Source organism: Methanosphaera cuniculi, from assembly GCF_003149675.1.
GTDB classification, from domain to species: domain Archaea; phylum Methanobacteriota; class Methanobacteria; order Methanobacteriales; family Methanobacteriaceae; genus Methanosphaera; species Methanosphaera cuniculi.
This window is the reverse complement of record NZ_LWMS01000031.1, coordinates 84,659-107,445: the sequence shown is the minus strand read 5'-3', so window position 1 is coordinate 107,445 and position 22,787 is coordinate 84,659. Positions and strand designations below refer to the sequence as shown.

Below are 22,787 nucleotides of genomic sequence, written 5' to 3'. Positions count from 1 at the left end.
AAATATGTTATATTCACAAAAAAAGGATAAAAATAAAAAAAAGAAAGAATGTTTTAATCTCACTTAAAATTTGATGCAAATATGCGTGCATTTTTTAAATCATCCTCATTTGGATGATCTGCATTTATACCAGCAAATTCACCAAGTGTATGAAATTCATCAGGATACATTTTAATTCCATAACTTTCAGCAAGAGCTTTAATTTCATCATAACTAGATCGTCCCATACCTGATGTTGAAAAATTAACAATACGATTTACACGACCTCCAAGCTTAGAGAAAAAATCAACTAAACGTGGATCAATACTATTTCCATAAATACTAGAACCTAAAAATAGTGTGTCAATATCATCATTTACATCCTCATTAATACTATGAGCTTCAACATCTAATTCATCAGCTATAACATCAGCTAATTTCTTAGTATGTCCAGTTTTTGAATAGTAATAAACTGCATTTTTAACCATTAATATCACCTAAAAAAGGATTAAAAAAAAAGAAAAAATAGGTATAAAAAATTAGATATTCATTTTTTTTTTATAAACCAAAAGTTTTTTTTCTTTTTCTTTCTTTATAAAATATAAAGTTTAATATTCATTTAATATGATTGATTCTTTTTAGTAACATAATAAAAAGAACACTATCTTATTGATAACCAGTTTTCTATGACTTCATCATTTTCATCAAGTAATGTTCTTACTTTTTTAAAGTATGTATTATCTATTAAATCTGCATCATTTTTACGTTTTTGGATACATCCATATTTTACATCATCAATACGTAATGGAAGACTTATGATATTATAATCATTCATATTTGTATCTTCAGCATCAGGATCAACTTCTTTAACATAGTCATTTTCCTCTGTATCTGATGCAAGTCCTACTACAGCACAAAGATCTAGATCATATATTAATGATAATTTTCTATATATTTTTTCACCATATGGATATGCTTCACTATATACTCCATCAATTGCTTCCATTACAGGTACTATTGGTACTACAAATGGTATTTTTGATATTACAAATCTATCATCAAATACACGTGCTAGTTTATGTTTTATGAGTGATGAAACCATATCATGTGATGGGTATTGTATTAGTATGCTTGATTCAAATAATGCTGTTGCTTCATCAAGTTCTTCTTCTAATAATCCACGGTTTTTAAACTCATCAAGTACATAGAAGTATTGCATGATAAGTGAATTTTCATCAATTGTACTTGGACGATATGTTGCAAATCCTACAACTTCTCCATCTGCTACAATTTCTTTAAAAAAGAAGCATGAATCTTGTGGTATAAGATAGTATTCATCCTCTTTCATTGCACGATAAAGATATACATAGTTATCTTCTATTGTTTTTTCAATAGGTAATGTTAATATTTTCTCATTACCTTCTTCATCTACAACACTTTTATATTTATATAATCTTCCTAGTCTATCTGGTCTTTTAAGTCTTCTATTTGGTTTTGCCATATTTTCTACACTCCTTTTATTAAATAATTTATTTTTTTTATTAATCTAAATTCATCTTTTATTTGATTTCATTTTTCCTTACAATTATTATATTATATCTACTAATCTAATATAATATCTTTTATAATATTTTAATTTCATCTTAAACTTTTTACCTATACAATTAAATATCTTTTAATTTAAAAACCTTAATTTTTTTATAACCTTTTTTTAAAACTTTTATACAAAAAATGAATTCTAAAAATAAAAATAAAACTATTTAATCTGGTTTTATTTTTTAATTCAATTATTTTTTTTTAACCATCCGAATAAAATATTTTATAAAAAAAAGAATATTAAACTTACTATTTTTTAAATAAAAGAATTTGCTTTAATAATATAATTCTTAAGATATTAAAAATTTAAATTACTTATTTTTTTTTTAAATACTTGATAAAAAAAACTAGAAAATATTACTATAAAATAGTAATTTTAGATATTAATCACACCTTTTTTTTAAATTAAAAGAAAATAAAAATGCTATTTTTTAAAAAAAAGTTAAAAAAAAAGAAAAGAAGGTGGTTAGGTGTTTGTTTGTTTTTATCACTACTTTATCAATTTTTTTGCAGGAAGCTTTCTTTTTAGTCTAAGAAGTTGTATGTTTGTTCAATTTGCATCATTTTATGGAATTCTGCTGTTGCTTTGGTTATGTGGAATATTTGTGCTTCTCCAGTTTCTTCGTTCATTAATTCTTCAAGTTGTGGCATTACTTTTAATGCTTCTTTGTATAGTGTTTTATCTACATCTTCATCAAATTCTACACGTCCATAGTATCGTAAGAATTCAGGACCTACACAACATGCAATTTCAACATTACTGTTTCTTAGCATTTGAGCTGAGAAGTCTTTGTTTTTTCCTGTTACAAAGTAGATTTGTTCATCTACCATCATTTTAAATCCGATTGGTCTTACTTTTGGTTTTTTACCGTCTTCGGTTGCTATGAATAATGTTCCTGCTTCTTGCATAAAATCAAATACTTTTTGTCTGCTTGTCATTTTTAATTATCTCCCATATTTTAATATATTTTATTTTTTTCAAAATAACAATTATTTTATTAATTTTAGATACTTATTTGATATTCTTAAGTTAGTAAAATAATTACTACCTGATATAATTTAATTATATAAATTACTATTATATAAAATTTTTTGATAATATACACTTAAAAATCTTTTAATAAATGGTAAATAAACATGAAAAATATAATAAACTATTAAACAAACAATTTTTAAATAGTTATATAATAATAGAATGAAAAATATTTATATTAATATAAAAAAAATTTTTTTTTAAATATAAAAGACGAAGGGGAGAAGTTAGGATACTATGCAAAGATGCCGATATTGTGGTCAGCTAAATGATGATGATGATGTGGATCAATGTATTTATTGTGGTGAACCTTTATTTATTCAGGTTGATCATGGTAATGATTTATCACGTAGTGAAATATCTCATCAATATGCTGCTAAAGTAGCACAGGAATTACTAGAAGATGAAAGAAGAAAACAACAACAAAAACAGCCTAACTTATTTGATGAACTGGATGATTTTGCAAAAGAACTACTAAAACCAGAAGATTCATCTTCATTTAATGATAATGAAAATAAAGATGATAATATATTCTTCACAGATGATGATTATGAAAAAATAAGACAAGAACATAGAAATAATGATATATATCCTGATGCACAATATGAAGATAATAATATATATACACCACAACAACGTAGTGATGATGAGATGAGTGATATATATGATCCATATGATCAGTTTATGGATGAAGATGAGGATGAAGAAAATTATGTGGATGTATATGAAGTAGAAGAAGATACAAGACATATTATCTTTGAAGATGAAGATGAAGATATAACAGTAGAACATGATGTGCTTGATGAGCTTGAAGATTCATACTATGATGATGATGAAGAAATACAACAATATCCACAAGATTTCTATGAGGATGAAATAGAAGATGACAATATACCAGATGAAGAGAGTATAGATGAAAATGCAGATCTTGAAAAATTAAGACATATTGAAGATACTCTTAAATCTAAGATTAAAAGAAATAAAAAACTTGAAAATCATTATGGAATTAATATAAAAGATATAACATTAGATCTTGATAATCTTACAGGATCATTTCATATAACAGGTAATGTTTCACTTAATAAACGAACAAATAAGAATGCTGTTAAAATAACAGTTAAATGCTTCAATAAAGATAAAAAACAGATAGATGAAGATTCAGCAATAATGGCTGTACGTGGATTAGATCATATATTTAATGTAACACTAAAACCTAATCTTAATGATGTTGCAATAATAATTATAGTACCAGAACTCATAAATATAAGTCAAAAACAACTAAAACAACTAAAAGAAAATAGACCTATAAAAACAGTGAAATCTGTAAAATCACCTGAATCTACAAATATAAAACAACAACAGAAACGTAAATATATAAAACAACCAACAAAAGATGATATAAAAAGAGAATATCAAAAACAAAAAGATGATAATGATACAAAAAAGGAGAGTTTTAAAGATAAGATAATACCACATCGAAAAAATAAGAAGAAACAATTACAATATACTGATGAGAAACTTGTTAATAACATATATCTTGAACAAATTAAGGGTATTGAGCGTAAGGTTGGTATGAATATTGATAATACATCAATTCTTATTAAAAATGGTAAAGTTGAAGTTGTAGGTGAAATACATATTAAAAATCCTGAAAAATGTCAGGAAATTAAGATTGCAACTACATGTTATGATAAGGATAATAAGATCATTGCAACAGATACTTTAAAGATTAATACTAAGATGTTTTTAGGCTTTGATACATTACATATTGTTATTGATGATGTAGATATTAATGAAATTAAAAGAATAAGATTATATCCAACATTTCTATAAAAAAAGGAAAGAATAATCTTTTTTTTAGAAAATATTTTTAACCACCTTTTATTTTTTTTCTACTTTCTTTTTTTTTAGGATTGTTTAATTTTTTATGTTTTAAATATATTTTATGAAAATTCATATTATCATATATTGATAATTTTATCAGATAAATAAAAAGTTTTCATTAGATGTATCTTATATTAGTTACTATTTTTTCTATTTATCATGATATAATACAATATTTTAAATAATACCAAATGTATATATAATTGTAAGTTTGACATAAAAATAGGCTAACTTATGACACAAAAAAAGTGTGTGAAAAAATAAGTATATTATATTGAAATTTTTAGATTATTTTAAATAAAATATAAAAAATTCAAATAGTGGAGATATAAGAAAAGAAATTAATAAATTAAAGAATATTTTTTAAATAATTAAGAAGTTAAAGAGGTTATTCTTTTTATTATTTATAGGATAAATAAGAAAGATCTACATCTCTTTTTTAATTATTCCTAGAATCTTAATTTTATTCTTTTTTTTTAATTAATTCTTTTTTTATTTTTTTTTTAGAAGAAAAATAATAATAATAATAATAATGTTAAATCATTCTATATGTGGAATAATAAAAAAAAAATAATAATGAATAATAGAAAAGATTAGTATTCTATTTTGGTAAAATATTATTTTTTATTATAATACAAATTTAGATTCTTTTGTATTGGAGATTTTAAGATAAAAAAACAGATTTTATTTAAAATAATAAAATGACATTTGAAAGTAAAATAACCCCATTTAATATGAAAAATTTATTTTTTTTTATAAAAAATGAAGAAAAGGTAATAAGAGAAAGGAATTTTAATTGAAAGTTTAAAAAAATTAATCAAAAAAGTAAATACTCTTAAATTTTTTATAAATATCTTCTTTAATAGAAAAGGAAAAAAATAGGGATAAAAAGAATAATAACTTTGCTCTTTAAATTGAATAAAGTTTTAAAGTAATGATTTAAATTCTTTTCATAGTTTGGTTAACTAAGAATATATAATAATCCACATAATATACTTGTAAAATACATAAAATTTTAAAAAAAGGGAAACTTATTTAGGCTAAAAAAAAGAAGATGCTAAGAAAATGGTATTTTCTAAGTTATTATCTACCAAAAAAAAATAATAAAATATTTTCATGCTAATTTAAATTCTCCTTTTTTTTTACTAACATATATTTCAAAAATAAATGGTTTTTTTATCTTTTCTTATTTTTTTATTTTTTAATCTTTTTTTTAACTAATTTTCACTGATTTTAGTAATATTTTTTTTTCATTGTAATTGTTGATTATTTTTTTTTTATTGTAGTTAGTTTTATATACCTCATAGTAAAAATATAACATTGTTAATAATTATAACATTGTTAATTTTTTTAATAATCAAATAAAAAAGGAAAAAATAAAAATGAGTCAAAAACAGATATATGTAGATAATTCAGCAACATCACCACTTAACCCCCAAGTACTAGATGCAATGATACCATATCTAAAAGAAGAATATGGAAATGCATCAACACTATATTTTCTTGGAATAAAAGCAAAAAGAGCACTTCAAAAAGCACGTCATCAAGTAGCACAACTAATAAATGCAGAAGATGATGAAATAATATTCACAAGTGGAGGAACAGAATCAGATAACACAGCAATAAAATCAATAGTACTAAAACAACTAAAACACAAAACACCTGAAAATCCAAAAAATCACATAATCACAACACAAATAGAACATCCAGCAGTACTAAATACATGCAAATTCCTAGAAGAATATGGATATGAAATAACATACCTGCCAGTAGATAAAGATGGACTAATAAACTTAAAACAATTAGAAAATGCAATAAATGAACAAACCATACTAATTACCATAATGCATTCAAACAATGAAATAGGAACAATCCAGCCAACAAAACAAATAGGAGAAATAGCACATAAATACAACATACCATTCCACTCTGATGCTGTACAAAGTGTTGGAAAAATACCAGTAGATGTAAAAGAACAAAACATTGACATACTATCACTTTCAGCTCATAAAATAAATGGACCTAAAGGAATAGGAGCATTATATGTTAAAAAAGGACTAACACTACCACCACTAATACATGGAGGAGGACAAGAAAACTCTAAAAGATCAGGAACAGAAAACATACCAGCAATAGTAGGACTAGGAAAAGCAGCAGAAATAGCACATGAAAATCTTGAAAAAACAATGAAACATAACCAACAAATAAGAGATGCATTAATTGAAAAAATAACAACACAAATACCAGATTCATACATTAATGGAAGCTTAAAACATCGCTTACCAAATAATGTACATATCAGATTTTCAGGAATTGAAGGAGAATCTTTAATATTAAAACTAGCACAAAAAGGAGTATATGCAGCAACAGGATCAGCATGTTCAACACATAACCTGCAAGGATCACATGTACTAGCAGCATTACAAATAAAACCAGCATTATCACATGGATCATTAAGACTTTCAATAGGTCCTGAAAATCGTCTAGAAGATGTAGATTACATAGTAGATGCAATAGTTGAAACCGTAGAATATCTAAGAGAAATATCACCCCTATGGGATAATAAAACAAATACATACATTGGAGATAAATTTGAACAACCTGTAATAAACTCTACACACTAAAAAAAATTAGAAAGGAGATTAAACTAATGGATTATACACAAAAAGTAATAGAAAACTATACAAATCCACAAAATACTGGAGTAATTGAAGATGCAGATGGAGAAGGAACTGTGGGAAATCCTGTATGTGGAGATATAATGACAATATATATAAAAGTTGATGAAAATGAAAATATAGAAGATATTAAATTCAGTACATTTGGATGTGGAGCAGCAATAGCAACAAGTAGTATGATTACACAAATGGCAAAAGGAATAAATATTGATGAAGCTTATGAAATAACAAGAAATGACGTTGCAGAAGAACTTGGAGGACTTCCAGCTGTAAAACTTCATTGTTCAAATCTTGCTGCAGATGCATTACAAAAAGCTATTGAAAATTATAAAAAAGAGAGAAACTAATTTATAATATTTATCCTCCCTTTTTCTTATTTTAATTAAATATTCTACTTTTTATTTTTTTTTATTGGATTAAATTTCTTTTTTTCTATTTTTATTATTTTAGATAAAACTTTTTTTTCATTAAGAAATTGTATGGTGTTTCTCTAAAATTTTATATCTTATTTTTGTTAATTGATTTTTTTTCTAAAAACTATTGATTTATCATCAAATAGAATATTTAATGATTCATTAATTGCCTTGAGTTATATGATAATATGGTGTAAATTTATGAAGATATACTATAAATTGATTGCTATTATTATTTTTTTTGTAGAAAGATGTGATTAGAGTAATTAGAGTTAACTTTATATAGTATGTAATATAATTTTTACATATGTAAAAAATAATTTACATTTGTAAGTTATATATTACATATTTTAAATACAAAATTTAACAAAAAAAAAAATAAAACCTTAAAAAAAAATCAATACCCCACCTTTTATACAAAAATTATCTAAAAAGAAAAATAATGGAGGTAAAAAAAATAATGGATGACTACATACTACAAACAGAAAATCTAACAAAAAAATACGACAACAAAACAATAATAAACAACCTAAATTTAAAAATAAAAAAAGGAGAAATCTACGCACTACTAGGAAAAAACGGAGCAGGAAAAACAACAACAATGTGCATGATGACAAAACTCATAAAAAAAGACAAAGGCGAAATAAAAATCTTTAATAAAAACATAGAAAACAACAATGAAATATTCAAAAAAATAGGAACACTAATTGAATACCCGGGATTCTATGAAAACCTAACAGGACTAGAAAACCTCAAATACTTTCAAGAAATACAAACAAAACCTGATAAAAGCCAACTTGAAAAAATTCTAAAAATAGTAGGACTACATGAAAGCAAAGATAAACTAGTAAAAAAATATTCAATGGGAATGAAACAAAGATTAGCAATAGCAACCGCAATAATAAACACGCCAGATCTATTAATTCTTGATGAACCAATTAATGGGCTAGATCCAAAAGGAATAATAGACATGAGAATGTTTCTAAAAAGTTTGTCAAAAGAATATGGAATGACAATACTAATATCAAGTCATATTTTATCTGAAATAGAACAAATAGCAGATAGAATAGGAATCATAAATCATGGAGAAATAATTGAGGAAATAAAAATAGAAGATATAAAAGAAAAACTCTACAAATACACAGAAATTCAAGTAGATCAAATAGAAAAAGCACAAGAAATACTAACAGAAAACCAGAAAATAGAAATAAAAAATAACACAATATATGTAGAAGAAAAAAAAGAAGTACCAACAATAATACAAAACTTAACACTACATGGAATAAACATTTACTCAGCAATACCAATAATAGAAAACTTAGAGGAATACTTCATCAATAAAACAAACGACATAGAACAAACAACTCCAATGGAGGATGAATACATATGTTTAACTTAGTAAAAGGTGAATTTTTAAAACTAAAAAGATCATCAGTATTTAGAATATCTCTACTTGGAAGTTGTATAATACCACTTCTAATATTAATGGTTCTCATAAAATTTGCATTAGTAGACAATGTGAGTACATGGGATTTTGCCGAGTTATTTGGACAAAACATAACATATCTATGTATATTCTTCGGATTACTTCTAAATATGCTAATAGCATCATATATTTTCAACAGAGAATATAAAGAACATACAATAAAAGCAATACTAACAACACAGATAACAAAAAGTGAATATTTCACATCAAAAATCATAGTATACATAATATGGAGTTTATTATTAACTTTAATTTCATTAATACTAGTACTTCTAATAGGATTAGTATTTCATGCACCAGGTTTAAGTGCAAAATTACTAGCTCAATCATTTATGAGTGTTATGCTAGCAGATTTTATGTTATGTTTAGTATCATTACTTGCAGTATTTATAACATTACTATTTAAAAGTATAATTCCTCCTATAATTATAGGTATGGGAATTTCACTAGGAAGTATGATGATTTTAAATGATAAGTTTTCCATATATTATCCAACAACAAGTATTCTGTATTTATTTACGTCTGAAAAAGCATTAATACCAACTGGATTTAGTCCATCAATAACAGTAGCAATAGTAGGATCTATAGCAATAATAAGCATACTACTTTCATGGATATACTTCAAAAAAACAAGTGTTCCATTATAAAAAAATTTCTTAATTATCAATATATTTTTTTCCCTCCTTTGTATCGTGCTTTTATAAAAAAGATAGAAAAAGTTAAATAGGAAATTTTTATAATAATCAAAAAGAAAAAGAAGAAAAAAAAATTATTGCTAAGATAAAAAAAAAGGATATTTAATCCAAAATATAAATAAATTTAGTTAAACATAAATTAGAAATATAAATACTAAAGAAAAAATAAGACAAAGGCCATAGATAAATGAAGACAAAAATACGTTATTTAAGACAAGAGATGGGAATAAGTCAACAAGAACTAGCAAAATTAGCTGATGTAACCAGGCAAACAATAAATGCTCTTGAAAATGGGAGATATAACCCTTCCTTAGTACTTGCTTATAAAATAACAAAAATTTTAAAACAAAAATACATAGAAGATGTATTTATTTTAGATTTAGAAGGTAATTCAGAATGATTTTTGACATTTTAAAAGATGCAACAGAATATACAAATAATAATAAAAAGTCAATTATAATACTTAGTGTATTATACATAATAAGTATCCTAATACCAGTATATATGACTCATAAACTATTCATAAATGGTATCATGCTAAGTATTCCACTACTAACATGTTTATTTTGTATATTTATCATACCATTACTTTTTATTGAAGGATACTCATATCATATAATAAAAGAAAGTTTAAATGGAACAATAAATATTTCAGAGAAAATACCGCCAATAAAACTTAATCTAAAATTTCTTATAAATGGGATAAAACTATTAATTGTAACTTTCATATATTTTCTGCCAGCTATAATAGCATTAATATGTGAATTACCATTATATGAAACATTGACATTTCAACTATTCTTAATTGAGTTAATGTTACTTTTAATTGGAATATTCCTATGCAATATTGGTTCTGTAAATATGATAAAAAATAATTCAATAATTAAGGCATTTGATTTTAAAGAAATCTTTTTAATAATTAAAGAAATAGGATTAAGTATATACTTTAAGTTATTTATGGTAATATTAATAGTAATGCTTGGATCATACATGCTAATAATTTTCACTGTTGCTTTAATAACTCTGATATTTACATATGGCTTCCCAATAGAATTTTCAATTTTAACAAAAATTCTAATTTTAATAGCTCTATTTGTATTACTTGGAATATATACAATATTCAAAGACAGAGCAATAGCTTCCATATATAACCTAAAATAAAAAAAAGTAGTCCAATATAAAAAAAAATTAGAAGAAAAAAAACTAATTAAGAAAAGAAAAAAAAAGGATGAGGGGAATTCTCTTTTTTCCATATCAAAAAAAAATTTAAGAGAAAAATATTATTATACTTTTCCTTTCCCTCTCTTTTTCCCATTTTTTTTTCTTATAATTTCACATCCAACTTTTATCTGAAAACTTTTTTTTAATTAATAAATTTAGTAAATAAATCTATATTAACTATTTGAGATATTATATTAAAATATTCTCCTATTATATTAAGCTTTTTATAAGAAAAAAATAGGCTTTGTCAAAAACTTTCTGGGTTTTTTTAAACTTTATTATGAGCGTCCCAATAATTTTGTTTTAAGCTAAATCTTGTTAAAACACCTTTTATTGTCTTCATCCTTTTTTTAATTTCTTTTGGAAATATTTTTTGAAACATATTTTCAATTTTATTGTTTGTAGATACTATATTTCTATTTTCAATTGCAAATGTTAAGTTTTTAAAATAAGGAACAATGAATTTCCATATTATATCTGAAATAACACTTTTTACGCTTTCAGCGTAACTAACAAGTTCATTTAGTTTTTTTATTGCTTGTTTTATATCTTTATAATATAGTATTTCAAATATTTATTTTTTAATTTTGATAATTTCTTTTTTTTCTTCTTTATCTACTTTTTTTTGGGTTATATATGTGTGTATATCTCTATTTAGTTTTTGTTTCGTGTGAAATATGCAAAATTGGTGTTTAAATTTTAAATCTGTTATTGGTTGTCTGTAATCTATTTTTAAATCTGTTGTTATTGATATTCTTTTCTGATTTTGTGTTGATTTTGTTAAAAACTCTTTAACATTCTTTTTTGACTCATCCGAGTATATTTCCCTCGCTACAATAGTATTCATTTTAGTGTCTGATAATGCAAAAAGATAGTTCCATCCTCCTTTAATTTTCACCCAAAGACTATCAAATGAATAATACCCTGAATACGTCCATGATTCTGCTTTATTTTTATATTCGTATGATAAAATAATGTTTTCTATAATTTGGTATGAAATATCTACGTTAAAGCTTTGTTTTAAGTTATTTTTTATTTTATAGATACTAGATCCGTAAATAGAGAATAATTTTAGTATTTCATTTATTACTGGAATTGTAATATTACAATTTGGTAAAACAAGTTCAGATAAATCTGTATTAAATGTTTTTTTACAGTTTTTACATTTATATCTTAATATTTTAATTTCTACTTCCCCATCTTCTAAAACTACTAATTTTTGTATATTCGTGTTTTGTATTGTTTTTACTTCCACAATGTGGATAAATCGATTTATTATTTTCTAAATAAACTGATTTTTTATATAAATCAATATTTTCTTCATTAAATAATTCATAATTATTTTTTTGAGTCTTAAAACCTATTTGAATATTTTTTGAAACATTTTTTAATAAAATCAAAAGTTTTATATGGAATTACATCTAATATATTATTGAGGAAAGTTATTTTTTTGTTTATCATATTAAAATTTAACTTCCTCAAATTATATTAATTTTACTAACTTATTTTTTAATTTAAATCCTTTTTTTACAAATAATTATTTTTACTATAAAATAATATGATTCCAAAACCAGAAAGTTTTTGACAAAGCCAAAAAATAATAAAAAAAAACTAAAAGTATAAAATTTAAAATATAAAAAAAAGATATAGGTATTAATAAAAAAAAATATTAGGTGGAAATTAAATATGAAAGTACTACTAGTAAATGGAAGTCCAAGAGCACGGGCAAACACATACGAGGCACTAAAAATAGTAGAAAAAACACTAAATGAAGAAAATATAGAAACAGAAATATTCCAAACAGGAGCAAAACCAATATCTGGATGTATATCATGTAGAAAATGTGGTGAACTAGGACACTGTATAATCACAGATGACTGTGTAAATGAATTTGTAGAAGAAATGAAAAACTATGATGGATTTATATTTGCAACACCAGTATACTATGCATCAATGGCAGGAAATTTTAAATCATTCATGGATCGAGTATTCTTCTCAGCATCAGCAGCAGGACACCAAGATTACTTCTCATTTAAACCTGTAGCATCAATCATAACTGCAAGACGGGCAGGAACAACAGCAACATATGATGAATTAAACAAATACTATGGAATAAACCAAATGCCAATCATATCAACTAGGTACTGGAATATGATACATACTGATGCTCAAAACCCAGATAAACTATATGAAGATGAAGAAGGGGTACAAATAATAAAAATGCTGGGAAAAAACATGGCATACTACCTTAAATGCATCCAAGCAGGAAAAGAAGTAGGAATCAATCCACCAGAGTTTCCAGAACAAATCAACTTTACAAACTTCATACGATAAAAAAAAATTATATACACCATTAATCCTTTTCTTCTTCTTTTTTTTTAATCTTATTTTTAATTAACAACTAAAGTTTTATCAAATTTTATTATATAAGAATTATTTAAAAAGAAGAGGCTTTGTAGAAAATATTTTTTCTCTATCTTAAGTAAAAATTGTTATTTGAAAGAAATAATTTAATCTAGTGATTAAAAAAATTGAAAGATGAAAAAAAAGTATATTTCCCATTTAAATTATAAAATCAAAATAAAGTATATGAAAAAGAAATAGGGATTATTATAGTTATATTTTTTTTTATTATGGGTTTATTTTTTTTTAGTTTAAAATTAATGATATTTATTTTTTTAATATGTATTTCAAAAAAAAGTAATACTCTTTCTATTGTTTGATTTTTAATTGATTTTATAATAATCTGGTATAGGGGTAGTTGTTATTTTTTAAGATTTATATACATTTTGTTTATAATTGTTTAAATCATTTATTTTATAGTTAAATTAATTTTTGTTTTTTTATTTTTATTTTAAAGTTAAAATATAATCTATTTTAGTATCTTATGTGATTTAATGTATTGTTTTATTTTTTAATGTATCCTTTTATATATTATTTTTTTATTTTTTTAGTTATTATGTATTGTTTTATTTTTTATAATATATGTATAGTTATTTTGTTATTTTATTCTTTTTATTGGCTTTTTATTTTTTTTTGTTTCTAATAGAAAAATATATATGCTGTATTACTAAAGACTATTATTGTAATAAGTAATAATCTTTTTTTAAATTGTAATACTAATCTTTTTTTATTAAATAATAAAAAAAAGTATTTTTTACAACTAAAAATCCTCCTTACCATTAAAAGAAGGAACATTACTTATTATTCCACATAAAAAGAATAAAGGAGGTTAAAAAGACTATGGATAATAAGAAAATAATGGGAGTATTTATACTTATTTTCTTTATCATGATAGCAACAGTATCAGCTGCAGACAACACAACAGACACTACAACTATTTCTACAAATACAGCAGACACACAAACTACATCAACAGATGACACTACTATTAATGATGAAATAAAACAAAATATAACATCAAAAGTAAATGTTAGTGTAAAATATCAATATGAAAATGATAATGGTAAAATCACACCATCTGTATCTGCAAAAATAAACAACAAAAATATTACAACATCACAGAAATATGATAAAAATCTAAATATTTACACAATAGCTGTAAACCATAGTGATGATGTAAAAACATTTAATTTAATATTATCTGCACCAGGTTATAAAAGTCAAACAAAAACTTTCAATGTAACACAAAATGAAGGTCTAGTATATAACCTTGAAGCAACACAAAGCTATCAATACGGAGATAAAATCGCAATTATTGCAGATAGTAAACTTAATTTTTCAAAAGCAGATGATATACTTGTAATAACTTCAGCTGGAGTTCCAACATACAAAAATGAAGCATCTGAATATATAATAGAAGCAATCATGAACTATTGTAATGGAACAGTATCAAATGGTAAAGGAAACATGCTCATGTTAAGACAAACCGAAAACGATCCAATAGACACATGTTTTGTGGTAAGAAATGGTCGTAACATGAATGCAATAGTATTTTTAAACTCATCAACAAAATATTCATATCTTGGAACCATATCCGAAAATATGACCCGTAAAGAATGGAATTCATATTATAAATCAGTAGGACAAGAAGATTCATACTCTTTTGCAAGTCTTGCAAATGGATGGTATCATAATGTTTCATACCTTGTACTTCAAGAAGCAGCATTCCACGGACACATCTGTGAAGGAACTCTTGGAGGATACACAATAACAGAAGCATTACTACAATACTACCCACCAATAACAGAAACTGCAACACTAGGATCACTACCTGCTGAAAAAACATCTTACAAAGTACTAGGTATGCCAGGAGATTCAGCAAGCGATGCTGTATTATACTTCCTAGATGCAACCTCAGGAAAAAGAAGTTATGTAGGATTTAACACCACAAAAAGTGGAGCAGAACCTAATATGATGGGATTCATAAGATGGAATGAAGGAACAATTGAATATAATCCTCAAACAAACTCATATGAATTTACAACACCATCTTACGGAACAGTTATAGTAATGAAATATAACACCGATGAAAATAAAAAATTATTTACAAAAGAAACTGGAATAGAACTTACCGGTACACTAGAGGAACTAAAATACAACTCATGGTGGATTAATAAAATAAACACCAACCCAGAAAGTTTAGTTTCAATAGTACTTGAAAAAGATAATTTAACTGAAGAACAATATTATTATCTAATAGGATTAGATGCAGATCTAACAAATCCTGTAACAGTTGCAAATGCAACAAATGCAGGAAGTGTACGTGTAAAAGCTATACATGCTCATGGACTTGATTATAATTATCTTAAATCTCTCGATCTTCCAAATGCTACACGTTCAAATTCAATAGCTGATCGTACAAATCGTACATATGATGATTTTAAAAATATTGGAGTTCGTGCATCTACACTAGCTAAAAACTACTTCAAAAATGAATTAGGAGTAGATCTTATAAAAGATATGCCAAATCTTGCAGTTATGACAACAGCAGGACACGTATATATGGAACAACAAACTACAGAAGCTGTATGGGATGGATTATTCCAAGAACTTGGATCAAGATTATACAGACAAACTCTTATGCCTGATCATAATGCTATATGGAAATCACTCTGGTTTGCATTTGTATTACATCAAGATAATGGCGATTTAATGTCACTTTATATGAGATATAATCCTAGTAATGATTCATTCTTAATTACAGATTATGAAGGATCACATATTATTAATATTAATATTGAATCACTTAATAATTCAAATCAAACAGCTATAGCAGGAAAAATTTTCCCTGATGGAAATTATAATAGTATTCAAAGTATAACAAATGCATGGTCTAATGGAATTACCTTTGGACAACTTTGTTCTTTCTTATTCCACAATCATGCATGTCCGGGTGTACAACCAGGATTCTTTATGTCAGATTATATACTTAATAATTATCCATTAAATGAAAATGAAAGTTACTTCTATATAGCAAATTCAATTTATTGTAAAGATGATTCATTAGAATATTTACTTGGTATTTCTCCTGGACTTGGAAGTTACATGTCACAGAAAATACCTGGTGAAAAAATTGATCATGAAGATGGATCAACAGATGAAGGAGTTCTTGTTATTTGGGATAATGAACTTAATGTTGGTCGTGCAGTAATCATGAACTTTAAATGGGCTACAATTGATACAAGTAAATATGCAACATCTGATGCAAAACGTGCAGCTCAAATACGTGCATATAACTCTATTTATCATGGACAACCTAATGAAGATGTTCTTGAAAACTATGCAGTTACACCCATGTCTGAAAAATGGATTACAGCAGATGAATATGCAAAACTTAAAGCTGGAACAAATGATAATCTTGATTCAATGTCATTTATACGAGGTATTGAAAATAGAACAAAACAACAAGCAATAAGTCTTACAAGTGGAGATAAACTTATTAATACAAATTATAATAGTAGTGAGTATACTAATACAAATACTAATAATAATTTAGTTAATAATGGTGGATCACAAAAATTCCCAAATAGTGGATCACATTCAAATAATAATAACTTTATTTCTACAAATTCAGCTGTTGCAAGTAGAACTTCATCAAGTTCAAATAATCTTGGACAAAGTAGTGGTAGTTCTGATAATGATGCAGTAGCACCTGGAATGTCTCTTGAAGCAACTGCAGATCTTGGAGTTGCAGAAGCATCAGAAGATTCAGCTCAAGGTGAAGAAGGTAATGCTAAAGCATATGAAGTTTCAGAATCACAAAATAAATCTGATAATGTTAATACTGTTGTATATGTAATTATTGCAATTGGTATTCTTGGAGCATTAGCAGGTTATGGATATGTAAGAAGTAGAAGATAAAAAGAGTAATCTTCTTATAAATCCTCACATCCCCCCCCTTTTTCATTTGAAAATTTAGTTTACTTTATAAAAAAAGGAATATTTTTTTTAATAATATAAGGAAAAAAATTGTTTATTTTTTTTGTTATTAAAAGTTTTTATATAACATGAAGAATATTAAATCCAAAAAAAAGTTTTAGCTCTCTTTTTTTGGAGGAGGTGAAACCTTTAAAAATGAAGCCTAAAAACAAAATTCTTATTTTTCTAATTACTTTATGTGTAATTTTATCAGCATCTTTATCATTAATTTCAGCACATCCAGGTCATGGAGCTGAGTATCCTGAAGAAATTACATCAAGTAGTAGTAGTTCAGGTGGTAGTTCACATTCAAGTAGTAGTAGTTCGTCATCTAAGAAGAGTTATACATCATCTAAGAAGAGTTATACATCATCTAAGAAGGTATCATCATCACAATCATATGCAACTAGAAGTAGTAGTAGTAGTGGTAGTGGATCTAGTAGTACACCTGAAGCTAGTAGTACTCATTCAAGTAGTAGTGGATCTCAAAAAGATAATGGTAATGTAAATTCACAAAATAGTAGTTTAGATAATGCAACAACACCTGAGGAAATAAATTCATCAACAAATAATACAACAACAAATGATACAAGTAATTTTACTAATTCTCTTTTTACATTTAAAAATATTTTATTTTCAGTACTTGCATTTCTTGTAGGATTTGTTGTAATTGCAATAATTGGAACAAAATATAAAGGTGGTAAATAGATGCATCTTCCAGATGGAATTATTCCCTTAGATCAAGCAATAGTGTACTGGATTATAACAGTATTAATATTATGTTTTTTCTTTTATAAATTTCGTGATGATAAAACTCAAACAAAAGACATGATAAAAATTGCTATATTTTCAGTATGTTGCTTTATACTTTCAGCTGTACAAGTACCATCACCTCTTGGAATACCAATTCATTTCTTTTTAATACCTGTAATAACACTTATAATTGGACCTGTTAAAACATTGATGGTTTCATTTATTAGTTTGCTTGCTCAGGCATTAATTCTTTCAATGGGTGGTATAACATCTCTTGGAGCTAATTTTATTGTAATGGGATTTATTATAACAATTACTACATATGTGTTCTATAAAATATTTATAGAATTAAATGAATCTGTTGCAATATTTCTAGCAACATTAATAAGTATAATGTTTGCAACATTTACACAAGTTGCTCAACTTATAATTGCAGGAGCTATGAATTTTGAAAGTCTTCTTGCATCATTAGTACCATTTTACTTATTTATCAGTATAATTGAGGGAATATTTAATATAATAATAATACGATTACTTAAAGATATGAAGCCAGAATTACTAAAAGAAGGTGGAATAATAAAATGAAATTAAAAAGTGTAACTTTACTTTTAATGCTATTATTATTAACTACAACAATACATGCACATGGTGTGGATGTAACTGCTGATAGAATGGTAATAGCAGATGAAAATAATGGAGTTGAAGTAAAAGATATAGCAGATAGTCTTGGTATAAATATATCAGTATATAAGTTTACCTCAGAAGGTGAAGTTGAACATCAACTAGAACATATGATAAATAATACAAATAAAACAATACTAATAACAGCATATCAAACTACTGCTGAAAACTTCATAAAACAACACCCAGAATGTGAAAATAGACTATTAATAGTAAATGATGTTAATAATCAGACAATAACAGATGCATTAGAACAACTAGAATCAATAAATACAACACAACTTAATGATGAAACAAATAATACAAATGATTCAAATTTTAGTATACCATTAATCGCAGGACTTATAATAGGATTTATAATAGGACTAGGTTGTGGTGTTGTATTAATGAAACGACGAGGATAAAAAACAATGAATATAATAAATATTCTATGTCAATTTAATCTTATTATATCCATACTTATATTTGGAGTAAATATAGCATTAGTATGTGCACTTGCAAAATTATCTAAAAAAATAACATTAACAATTGCACTATTATATGCACTTGGTGTATTTATAATATCAGTACTTACAACAACATTCACACAACAATTACTGCCAATAATAGGTGAAAATAATCAGATAATACTATTAATAGTTTCAGTATTTCTATTAGTTGTAGGTGTTGATACAATACATGAATGGAGAACACACTCAAAAAATACTATAAAGTCAATAAAACAGTCAATAATAGCACCAGCACCATGTTTTTTACTAATAATTATAGAAACAACATTAAGTATGAACACAACATTAAATGATGAAATTACAAAGTTCTACCTAGCTTGTAGCATAACACTACTTATCATAATAATAGTTGGATATTTTATAGTAAAACATACAAAAGCAAAACATAATCCATACCAGATAACACTAGGAAACTATATGACATATGCAGGAATATACTTTTTAATTGAAGCACTACTAATACCAGAACTTACAAACATAGGATCAAAACAATACCAGCAAATAACCATAATACCAGAATCACTAACAATAATGTGTATATTTACACTAATACTACTCATAATAGGAATAATAATAGGAAAAAAGAACAACATCCAAAAATAATAAAAAAAAATAAAAATTTTAGCAGGAGATGAAAAATATAATGGCAATAGATGTAGTTGGAGGAAGTATACTAACCGGAGCATTAGATGTAATTGCACAAAGTCTAACAATACCAGTACTAATAATACTACTTATAATCTTCATCCTCGCCGTAATAGATCTAGGATCACTAATAGCAGAGTATGGATCACGAAAAAAAATCACACTACCTGAAATTAAAAAACTAATATATCAGATAAATCAATCACAAACACCAACACAAATAAAAAATACAATAAATTCAAACACACAACTACCAGACTCAGATAAAAAAATACTAAACGAAATAGCAGATATAAAAGATCTAACACCAAAAACACGCGAAGCACTAGCATGTAAAATGATAGATAATGAAGAAGAAAAAATAGATAATAAACTCAGAAAAACAGATATAATCACAAAAATAGGACCAACACTAGGACTTATGGGAACACTCATACCACTAGGACCAGGACTAGCAGCACTAGGAACCGGAGATATAAATACACTAGCAAACTCATTAACTGTAGCATTTAACACAACAATAGTTGGAATAGGAGCAGGAGCACTAGCATACTTTGAAGGAAGAATAAGAAAAAATTGGTATATGAAATATATATCAGATCTAGACATACTATCTGATGCAATCCTAGATACACTAAATCATACAAAACAGGAGGAATATTAAAAATGGTAAGAAGTAAAAGACGACGAGCAATAAACACAGATGCAGATCCAATGTCTGGAACTTCAAACCTAGTAGATGCAATGCTAGTTTTAGCAGTAGGATTTCTAATATTTGTTGTGATGAGCTGGAATATGCAAAGTATCATATTCTCAGATGCATCACAAGATGAAAAAAACAACATGATGGAAAAAATGAAAAGTGCAACAAATCTAGATCAAGGAGAAGAACTAGCAGACACGCCAAATGTTACAGAAAGTTCAGGAAAAGGATATACAGAAATGGGAAAAGTATATAAAGACCCGAATACAGGAAAACTAATCATGGTTGAAGGATAAAAAAAATAATAGCTTTGTAGAAAAAAAATCTTTTCTATTTTTTTATAATAAAAAAATAAAATATTCATTATATTTTAAAAAAAAGTAGAGATTTCTACAAAGCCAAAAAAAAAGTAATATTTAATTTTACATAAAAGTACTTTAATTTTAACACTCACCCCCCCCCCACAATCCCCTCCTTTTTTTTATAACTATTATTTTAAAGAATATTTAGAAAAAAAATCAAAAAAAAAACATTTCTCTTTTTTTTATAACTAATATTTTATATTACTAAAAAACAAAAACAATAAATAATGAAACAAAAACTATACATCTTCGACTATGATGGAATGCTACAAGATACAATAGTAGATTCAATACATTGTGTAAATTTAGCATTGAAAAAACACAACAAAAAACCATACACAAAAAACCCAAAAAACATGATATACAGAGAATTTCGAGAATATCTCTATGAAAATGGTGGAGGAAAAGACTCACCACTATATAATACATACCTACAAATATATGAAAAATGCGAAAAACCCAACACAAAACCATACTCTGGAATAATCAAAGTACTAAAACAACTACAAAACCAAGAAAACACAACACTAGCAATATGCTCAAATAAAGACCAAAAAGAACTAGAAAGAAGTATAAAAAAACACTACTCTACAATAAACTTCAAATACATATCAGGACACATTAAAGGAATACCAGACAAACCAGATCCAACAAGACTTAATGAAATAATACAAAAAACCCAAACAAAACGTGAAAACGTAGTATACCTAGGAGATAAAGATAACGATATAAAAGTAGCACAAAATGCAAAAATTAAAATGATACTAAATACGTGGGGAGAAGGAAATCCTGAAGACTACAAACATCCATACCCAACACAAATAATAAACAAACCTGAAGAAATACTAAAAATAAAAATATAAAAAAAAAGAAGGAGAGAAAAAACACCATGCGAAAACTATACATATTCGACTTTGATGGAACATTAGCAAATACATTTTACCAATCAGCCCTAGCATACAACCAAGCACTAAAACAACACAACCAACCAATAAAACATGAAAACATAGAAGAAATAAACTTCGAAGAATTCATAGAAAACATGACACATGATGAAGAAATACTACAAACATACGCAGACATATACCAAAACCAAAACATGAAAAACACAAAAGCATACCCCAAAATACACCAAACACTAAAAAAACTACAAAACCAGGAAAACACAACACTAACCATATGTTCTAACAGACAACAACAACAACTAGAAGCACTAACACAACAAATATTTCCAGATATAAACTTCACACAAATAATAGGATACCAAGAAAACCAGCTATATAAACCAGACCCACAAATGATACAAAAAATACTAGACAAATACCCACAATACAATAAAAACGAGATAATCTACATAGGAGACCGCAACACAGACATACAAACCGCAAAAAATGCAAACCTAGATCTAGTATTAGTAATATGGGGACAAGGAAACACAGAAGCATACAATGATAAGTACCCCATAAAAATAGTAGAAAAACCAGAACAACTACTAGAACTATAAAAAAAAGAGTAATAAAAAAAGATAAATTCTTTTTTTTATTTTAAAGTATTTTACTTTTTTTCTAAAATTATATAATTCTATTTTTCATCCTCCTTTTTTTTAGAGTTTAATAGATATAATTAAATTTGAAGTTTCTAATTTAAGTTCATCTAATTTTTCTGAATAATCAGTAAGAGCATATTCTCTATATAATACATCATCACAAAGAAAAATATGAACACCTTCTGCTGGTAATAGTTTTGCTCTTTCCATAAGATCATTAAT

General features: G+C 25.6%; 22 protein-coding genes. 17 read left to right on the top strand and 5 right to left on the bottom strand.

What is annotated here, in order from left to right:
* Positions 1-59 precede the first annotated feature (59 nt).
* From MSCUN_RS05145 to MSCUN_RS05135, 3 genes are all read right to left on the bottom strand, one after another.
* Positions 60-467 (bottom strand): flavodoxin family protein, encoded by a 408-nt coding sequence (locus MSCUN_RS05145; protein WP_095608467.1) that lies wholly within the window; start codon positions 465-467, stop codon positions 60-62.
* Positions 468-640: 173 nt separating this feature from the next.
* Complete coding sequence (locus MSCUN_RS05140; protein ID WP_095608468.1) at positions 641-1,480, bottom strand: GNAT family N-acetyltransferase; 840 nt, start codon at positions 1,478-1,480, stop codon at positions 641-643.
* Positions 1,481-2,100: 620 nt separating this feature from the next.
* Entirely contained in the window at positions 2,101-2,514 is a 414-nt protein-coding gene (locus tag MSCUN_RS05135; RefSeq protein WP_095608469.1) for a pyridoxamine 5'-phosphate oxidase family protein, read from the bottom strand.
* 331 nt (positions 2,515-2,845) lie between these two features.
* Here MSCUN_RS05135 and MSCUN_RS05130 point away from each other — a divergent pair, with 331 nt between their 5' ends.
* The 7 genes from MSCUN_RS05130 (at position 2,846) to MSCUN_RS05100 (ending at position 10,925) form a co-directional block, all read left to right on the top strand.
* A complete protein-coding gene (locus MSCUN_RS05130; RefSeq protein WP_095608470.1) occupies positions 2,846-4,441 on the top strand; it encodes a midas domain-containing protein in 1,596 nt (531 codons plus the stop codon).
* A gap of 1,448 nt (positions 4,442-5,889) precedes the next feature.
* Complete coding sequence (locus MSCUN_RS05125) at positions 5,890-7,116, top strand: cysteine desulfurase family protein (RefSeq protein ID WP_095608553.1); 1,227 nt, start codon at positions 5,890-5,892, stop codon at positions 7,114-7,116.
* 26 nt (positions 7,117-7,142) lie between these two features.
* Entirely contained in the window at positions 7,143-7,517 is a 375-nt protein-coding gene (gene nifU / locus MSCUN_RS05120; protein WP_095608471.1) for a Fe-S cluster assembly scaffold protein NifU, read from the top strand.
* Positions 7,518-8,043: 526 nt separating this feature from the next.
* The gene (locus tag MSCUN_RS05115) at positions 8,044-8,982 is read left to right on the top strand and encodes an ATP-binding cassette domain-containing protein (protein WP_095608472.1); all 939 of its coding nucleotides are present in this window, start codon (positions 8,044-8,046) and stop codon (positions 8,980-8,982) included.
* Positions 8,970-9,716 carry an ABC transporter permease gene (locus tag MSCUN_RS05110; RefSeq protein WP_095608473.1) on the top strand — a complete coding sequence of 249 codons (747 nt, stop codon included), beginning with the start codon at positions 8,970-8,972 and terminating at the stop codon, positions 9,714-9,716. The genes MSCUN_RS05115 and MSCUN_RS05110 overlap by 13 nt, the downstream gene beginning before the upstream one ends.
* Before the next feature lie 235 nt (positions 9,717-9,951).
* On the top strand, positions 9,952-10,164 hold the full coding sequence (locus MSCUN_RS05105) for a helix-turn-helix transcriptional regulator (RefSeq protein WP_095608474.1): 213 nt from the start codon (positions 9,952-9,954) through the stop codon (positions 10,162-10,164).
* Positions 10,161-10,925: a DUF4013 domain-containing protein gene (locus MSCUN_RS05100; protein ID WP_095608475.1), complete on the top strand. Its 765-nt coding sequence runs from the start codon at positions 10,161-10,163 to the stop codon at positions 10,923-10,925. Before MSCUN_RS05105 ends, MSCUN_RS05100 begins: the two co-directional genes overlap by 4 nt.
* 634 nt (positions 10,926-11,559) lie before the next feature.
* Here the strand turns inward: MSCUN_RS05100 and MSCUN_RS05095 are convergent.
* Positions 11,560-12,240, bottom strand: coding sequence for a hypothetical protein (locus tag MSCUN_RS05095; protein WP_095608476.1), 681 nt, complete (start codon positions 12,238-12,240; stop codon positions 11,560-11,562).
* Positions 12,241-12,671: 431 nt separating this feature from the next.
* Here MSCUN_RS05095 and MSCUN_RS05090 point away from each other — a divergent pair, with 431 nt between their 5' ends.
* The 10 genes from MSCUN_RS05090 (at position 12,672) to MSCUN_RS05045 (ending at position 22,523) form a co-directional block, all read left to right on the top strand.
* Entirely contained in the window at positions 12,672-13,319 is a 648-nt protein-coding gene (locus MSCUN_RS05090) for a flavodoxin family protein (RefSeq protein WP_095608477.1), read from the top strand.
* 909 nt (positions 13,320-14,228) lie between these two features.
* A complete protein-coding gene (locus MSCUN_RS05085) occupies positions 14,229-17,309 on the top strand; it encodes an FmdE family protein (RefSeq protein ID WP_095608478.1) in 3,081 nt (1,026 codons plus the stop codon).
* A 213-nt stretch (positions 17,310-17,522) separates the two neighbouring features.
* Positions 17,523-18,074: a hypothetical protein gene (locus MSCUN_RS05080; protein ID WP_095608479.1), complete on the top strand. Its 552-nt coding sequence runs from the start codon at positions 17,523-17,525 to the stop codon at positions 18,072-18,074.
* The gene (locus MSCUN_RS05075; protein WP_095608480.1) at positions 18,075-18,704 is read left to right on the top strand and encodes an energy-coupling factor ABC transporter permease; all 630 of its coding nucleotides are present in this window, start codon (positions 18,075-18,077) and stop codon (positions 18,702-18,704) included.
* Positions 18,701-19,204: a hypothetical protein gene (locus MSCUN_RS05070; RefSeq protein WP_095608481.1), complete on the top strand. Its 504-nt coding sequence runs from the start codon at positions 18,701-18,703 to the stop codon at positions 19,202-19,204. Before MSCUN_RS05075 ends, MSCUN_RS05070 begins: the two co-directional genes overlap by 4 nt.
* A 6-nt stretch (positions 19,205-19,210) precedes the next feature.
* Positions 19,211-19,912: a DUF2162 family putative transporter gene (locus tag MSCUN_RS05065; protein WP_095608482.1), complete on the top strand. Its 702-nt coding sequence runs from the start codon at positions 19,211-19,213 to the stop codon at positions 19,910-19,912.
* Positions 19,913-19,952: 40 nt separating this feature from the next.
* Positions 19,953-20,618: a MotA/TolQ/ExbB proton channel family protein gene (locus MSCUN_RS05060; RefSeq protein ID WP_095608483.1), complete on the top strand. Its 666-nt coding sequence runs from the start codon at positions 19,953-19,955 to the stop codon at positions 20,616-20,618.
* A gap of 2 nt (positions 20,619-20,620) precedes the next feature.
* Positions 20,621-20,953 (top strand): DUF2149 domain-containing protein, encoded by a 333-nt coding sequence (locus MSCUN_RS05055; protein ID WP_095608484.1) that lies wholly within the window; start codon positions 20,621-20,623, stop codon positions 20,951-20,953.
* A gap of 293 nt (positions 20,954-21,246) precedes the next feature.
* A complete protein-coding gene (locus MSCUN_RS05050; RefSeq protein WP_095608485.1) occupies positions 21,247-21,882 on the top strand; it encodes an HAD family hydrolase in 636 nt (211 codons plus the stop codon).
* A gap of 26 nt (positions 21,883-21,908) precedes the next feature.
* Positions 21,909-22,523 carry an HAD family hydrolase gene (locus MSCUN_RS05045; RefSeq protein WP_095608486.1) on the top strand — a complete coding sequence of 205 codons (615 nt, stop codon included), beginning with the start codon at positions 21,909-21,911 and terminating at the stop codon, positions 22,521-22,523.
* A gap of 99 nt (positions 22,524-22,622) precedes the next feature.
* Here MSCUN_RS05045 and MSCUN_RS08300 read toward each other — a convergent pair whose 3' ends face one another.
* Entirely contained in the window at positions 22,623-22,775 is a 153-nt protein-coding gene (locus tag MSCUN_RS08300) for a hypothetical protein (RefSeq protein WP_170104053.1), read from the bottom strand.
* Between the last annotated feature and the right edge of the window lie 12 nt (positions 22,776-22,787).